We start from the raw sequence: 5,538 nt of genomic DNA, 5'->3' as shown, positions 1-5,538 counted from the left end.
TCCCCTTTCTTAAGAATATTTTAGATTTGCTTTATCTTATGCTTAAGATTTTTCTGTTATTCTATAGTTATAAACAACATCTATAGCTGTGAATATTCCATTTTTGACAATTGGAATATTTGCAATGATATTAAGGAGTTACCAATGAAAAATATATTGCAGTATTTTGAGAAAACCTGTGAGCAGTTTCCCAATCATATAGCGGTAGCAAATGAATCTTCTTCGGTTACTTTTAATGATTTAAAAACAAGAAGTCAGCAGACCGGTACTATGATTGCTTCTGAACTAAAACAAGATTCCCTTCCTGTGGCTATTTATATTGATAAGAGTCCGGCTTTAGTGGAGGCAATGTTAAGTGTTCTTTACAGCGGCAATTTTTATGTTGTTCTTGATACGCAGATGCCTGTAGAAAGGGTTCGCCGTATTTTTGAAACATTGCAGCCGGCAGCGATTCTCACAGATAAATCTTATATTGATAAAGTTGAATCTATTAATAGTTTTAAAAATGATAATGCGATAAATAGTACATCTATTACAGAACAAAGCTGCGAAAATAGCCAGATTAAAGAGGATAAACTGAAAACGTTTTATAAAACATTTTATATAGAAGACAGTATTTCAACAGAAATAGATACAAAACTTCTTGGAAGATTGAGAAGTCAGATGACGGAACGTGATCCTGCTTATATTCTTTATACTTCCGGCTCTACTGGACAGCCAAAGGGTACAGTGATCAGTCATCGTGCGTTAATTGCATATAGCGACTGGTTCATTCACGCATTTGACATTAATGAAAGAACTGTTTTTGGAAGCCAGACACCGTTGTATTTTAGTATGTCTGTTTCTGATCTGTATGCCTCACTTCGTACTGGAGCAACGTATCAGATTATTCCGAAAAAGTATTTTTCATTTCCGATGCAGCTTATTGAATATCTGAACACTTATAAGATAAATACGATTTACTGGGTTCCTTCTGCGCTTAATATTGTGGCAAATTGGGATACATTTGCTTATATTAAACCGAAATATCTTAAAAAAGTGCTGTTTGCTGGCGAGGTGATGCCAGTAAAACAATTAAATTACTGGCGGAAGGCGCTCCCTGATGTTTTCTATGCCAATTTGTTTGGTCCGACAGAAACAACCGATATATGCAGTTATTATGTCGTAAATCGTACATTTTCTGATGATGAGACACTTCCGATTGGTGTTGCTTGCAGCAACTGTGATTTGATTATTGCAGATGAGAACGGAAAGGAAGCCACAAGTGGTGAACTTCTTGTCAGAGGCCCATTTCTTGCAGATGGTTATTATCATAATCCGGAAAAGACCGCTGAAGTTTTCGTTCAGAATCCACTGAATGATGCTTATCCCGAAATCGTATACCGTACAGGTGACCTTGTATACAGAGGCGAGGACGGTCTTTTAAGATATCAGGGAAGAAAAGATTTCCAGATCAAACATATGGGATACCGTATTGAACCTGGTGAAATTGAAGCTGCCATCGGCGCACTTCCGGAAATTCATGCATGTGTATGCATTTATCTTGAAACTACGGACGAAATTCTTTTATTTTATCAGGGAAAGATTAAACAGGAATCTCTCTCGGCGGCAGTTTCAGGCAAACTTCCTGCTTATATGCGCCCAAATAAATTCATTCGAATTCGTCAGATGCCTTACAATTCAAATGGTAAGGTTAATAGAAAGTTATTGAAAACGAACTATCTGGAAGAAAATCAGCTATAACACTATAGCAGAAAAAACTATATAAAAAGTAACTATTACAATGACTATAACAATATTTATAAACACTATACGGAGGAAAATTAATTATGGACACTATTCTTGAAATTTTAGAAACGATTAAACCGGGAGCTGATTTTGCTTCATCCACAGATTTTATCGAAGAACATCTTTTAGAATCCATGGAGATTCTTCAGCTTGTATCTGAACTTAATGACGAATTTGATATTAATATCACGCTTCCTTATATTAAACCAGAGAACTTTAAGTCTGTGGAAAGCATTTACAACATGGTTCAGGAAATTTTAGAAGATGAGTAGGTGAGAATATGCAGTATAATTCATGGCTCTATCTCTTTCCTTTTCTTGGCGGCAGCATAATTCTATATTATTTAATTCCTGTAAAACGCCGCTGGATTGGTCTTCTTTTTTCGAGCCTGCTGTTCTATATTCTTGCAATGAAGAATCTGGTTGCCGTTGTTTTATTTACGACGGCAACCATTTATCTTGGTGCAAGAACAATTGAAGAATTCAATGAACAGTTCAAGTTAAAGAAAAAAGAGTTAGACCGTGCCGCCCGAAAAGAACTAAAGAGTAAAATAACAAAAAAGAATCGTTATATTATTGCACTGTTATGTGTCATTAATTTCGGTATTCTATTTGTCACAAAGTACTTTAACTTTTTTGGTGAAAATATCAACGCTCTCTTTCATGCACTGCATATTTCCGCACAGATTCCATTCTTAGATATTTTTCTCCCACTTGGAATCTCCTTCTATACCTTATCTGCCATCAGTTATGTAACAGATGTTGCCCGGGGAGTATGCAAAGCAGAAAAGAATTATTTTCGCCTTCTCCTGTTTTTGATTTTTTTCCCGATTATTACAGAGGGACCAATTTCTCGTTATGGACAGCTTGGAGAAGAGTTAAAAGCAGAACATCATTTTGATTATAAGCAATTTTGTTTTGGCGCTCAGCTTATCGTGTGGGGGCTTTTTCAGAAAGTTCTTCTTTCTGACCGTGTAAATATGTATGTCCGCGCTATTTTTGCAAATCATGAGAAATATTCCGGGTTTCCGGTTATTATGGCAATTCTTTTGTATACATTCCAACTCTACATGGATTTTGCCGGCTGTATCAACATTGCACGGGGAAGCGCGCAGCTTTTTGGAATTACATTAGAAGAGAACTTTAAACGGCCTTTCTTCGCCACTTCCGTTAATGAGTTCTGGCGCAGATGGCATATCACTCTCGGAGCCTGGTTTAAAGATTACATTTTTTATCCAATCTCCCTCGGAACGCATTTTCAGAAATTCAGTCAGAACTGTAGAAAACATATGAACCGTTACTATGCCGCAACTATTCCTGGCATTTTTGCATTGTTTGCTGTTTGGTTTGGAAATGGAATCTGGCATGGAGCCGAATGGAAATACATTATTTATGGACTTTATTACTACGTTATCATGGTTCTTGGAATGTTGCTTGAACCGGCTTTCGTAAGTTTTTGCAGCAAACTTAATATCGACAGAAATGCTTCCTGGTATCATACAATGCAGGTAGTGCGTACTTTTATCCTTGTAAATATTGGAATGCTTATATTCCGGTCAAAGGATATTAAAACAGCAATCACTATGCTTGGTTCCGTATTTCAACCGTGGCATGGAAAATCTAATTTCTGGCAACTGGCATTTAACCGAGGCGGTCTATTTAAATTAGACTTTCTGCTTATTGCCTTCAGTGTCATTCTCCTTTATTTTATCGGAAAGAAACAGGAAAATGGTCATTCTATCCGTGAACTGATTCTTGCACAGCCATTACCGATTCGCTGGGCCATCTATATAATTCCGATTGTATTGATTATCATTGCTGGAGCCTACGGACCAGGATGGGGCGTTGCAGATTTTATTTACGCTAAATTTTAACTTACAGGAGGATTTAAAATGTCTAAAAAACGAATGATAACGAAAAGCGTAATTTTCCTGCTGATTTTAGCGTTTATACTGAAAATCTTTTCCTCCCTTTCTATCGCTATGGGATATAACGCTAATCCGCTGTATAACTATTCCAGCTATAGCATTTTTCAGGAGCCAGATAATAGTATTGATGTACTCTCCATCGGAGACAGCAATGTATACAGCAGCATTTTCCCTCTCGTATGGTGGGAACAACAGGGATTTACCGGATATACCTGGGGACAGCCAAGCCAGCGTATCCCGGAAACTTATGAATATTTAAAGAAAATTTATAAACACCAGAAACCATCTATCGTCCTAATTGATGGCAATAACCTTTTCCGTGATAAAACCGATATTGATAATCTCGACTCTATCACAAAGGCCAAACTTGCAACTATTTTCCCTGTTATCAGTTTCCACAAAAATCTGAATCCTCGCAGATTGAAAAATATTTTTGGGAATCAACACTCCGTTATGAAAGGATATTATTATCGAAAGGCCTCTCATAAAGTACATAAGAAAAAGCACCGCATGAAATTCACCAGAAAATGCTGGCAGATTAACAAACTCAGTACTTCTACTTTTTCCAAGTGTATTCATTACTGCAAAAGCCAGGGTTCCATCCCTGTTCTGATTTCCGTTCCAAACTATAACGGATGGAATTATCAAAAGCATAATGCCTTACAGGAAATTGCCGATAAAAACGGAATCAACTTTGTCGATCTGAATCTGGAATTAAAGGAACAGATTAATTGGAAAAAAGATAGTGTAGATGGCGGCGACCATCTTAATATCAAGGGTGCTAAAAAGACCTCTGCCTATCTTGGAGAATATCTGAAAAAAGAGTATGGTCTTCCTGACCGCAGGGGAACTGCGAATTATAAACAGTGGGATAACGATGTGGAGGAATGGGAAAAGTTAATGTTGCTGGATAAACACAGAAAAGTTGGTTTGTAGTGACAGACAGACGCTCCCGAAGAGAGAAGATATTCTATATTTGTGACCTCGGGGGCTATCTTTGGCTATTGCAAATTAGTGAAAGATATTCTTTAGAGTTTTTTGAAAATATGCTATGATAACAACAGCTGTTTTTAAGGATTTAAATTCAATATTTATTAACTGGGATGGAATCCAAATTGAAGCAGTTAAAAGGGTTTTAATTTATATTTCAACATATATTTATTTACTACCGGGAGGTTTTTATGTACACAGAAGCATATAAAAAATTAGAACGCAGTTTAACAGATAATATCACTGAAGCACAGGCAAAACTAGGTTATAGCAAAAATACGATGCAGTTCTGCTATCCACTCCGTACTTTAAATCATTTCTTCAACAGTGAGTGGGAAGCTGACGAGATGAATAAGGCATTACAGGAATTTATTGATTTTGTTGCCCCTAGATTTGGAGAAACTAGAATTGAGTATAAAGAACATCGTTTCTGCTTTTATTTAAGCGAAGCTGCCCCTACTTATGTCCATGAACATAAAGAGAAAAATGAGTTTATTTTCGAACTGATTCAGTTATTATTAAAACCAGATACTTCTCTTGAGACAGTCACTTCTTTCTTTAAAGAATGGGATAAGAATTGTGTTATAAAAGAAGTCAATAACGATGAATTTGATATTCTGATCACATTCACTGACAGAGATGACCCATATTATTATTGCTTTAAGGATGAAGAACTTCAAATCGTATACCATAGATTCTTACCAGAAGATTATGAGGATTTTGGCTTTTAATTCATTGGCTAAGCAGACGCTCCCAGGGAATACCATACGCTATATTTGTGACTTTCATCGCTGCAAGAAATAGTCTTCTATGAAAAGCCTGACATTAAAAAA

Annotated in this window: 5 protein-coding genes; all 5 read left to right on the top strand. The window is 36.5% G+C overall.

Annotation, left to right across the window (positions count from 1 at the left end; genetic code table 11):
* Nucleotides 1–144: 144 nt before the first annotated feature.
* The 5 genes from EUBHAL_RS09080 (at nucleotide 145) to EUBHAL_RS09060 (ending at nucleotide 5,436) form a co-directional block, all read left to right on the top strand.
* Nucleotides 145–1,743, top strand: coding sequence for an AMP-binding protein (locus tag EUBHAL_RS09080; protein WP_005348382.1), 1,599 nt, complete (start codon nucleotides 145–147; stop codon nucleotides 1,741–1,743).
* 86 nt (nucleotides 1,744–1,829) lie between these two features.
* Nucleotides 1,830–2,060, top strand: coding sequence for a phosphopantetheine-binding protein (locus tag EUBHAL_RS09075; RefSeq protein WP_005348379.1), 231 nt, complete (start codon nucleotides 1,830–1,832; stop codon nucleotides 2,058–2,060).
* An 8-nt stretch (nucleotides 2,061–2,068) separates the two neighbouring features.
* Nucleotides 2,069–3,661, top strand: coding sequence for an MBOAT family O-acyltransferase (locus tag EUBHAL_RS09070; protein WP_005348377.1), 1,593 nt, complete (start codon nucleotides 2,069–2,071; stop codon nucleotides 3,659–3,661).
* Between the two features lie 18 nt (nucleotides 3,662–3,679).
* Nucleotides 3,680–4,651, top strand: a complete 972-nt coding sequence (locus EUBHAL_RS09065; RefSeq protein WP_005348374.1) for a hypothetical protein — start codon at nucleotides 3,680–3,682, stop codon at nucleotides 4,649–4,651.
* 245 nt (nucleotides 4,652–4,896) lie between these two features.
* On the top strand, nucleotides 4,897–5,436 hold the full coding sequence (locus EUBHAL_RS09060; protein WP_005348372.1) for a DUF3877 family protein: 540 nt from the start codon (nucleotides 4,897–4,899) through the stop codon (nucleotides 5,434–5,436).
* Nucleotides 5,437–5,538: the final 102 nt, after the last annotated feature.

The sequence above is a fragment of the Anaerobutyricum hallii DSM 3353 genome, from assembly GCF_000173975.1.
Lineage (GTDB): Bacteria > Bacillota > Clostridia > Lachnospirales > Lachnospiraceae > Anaerobutyricum > Anaerobutyricum hallii.
The sequence above is the reverse complement of the archived record's forward strand: the minus strand, read 5'-3'. Positions and strand labels throughout refer to the sequence as shown.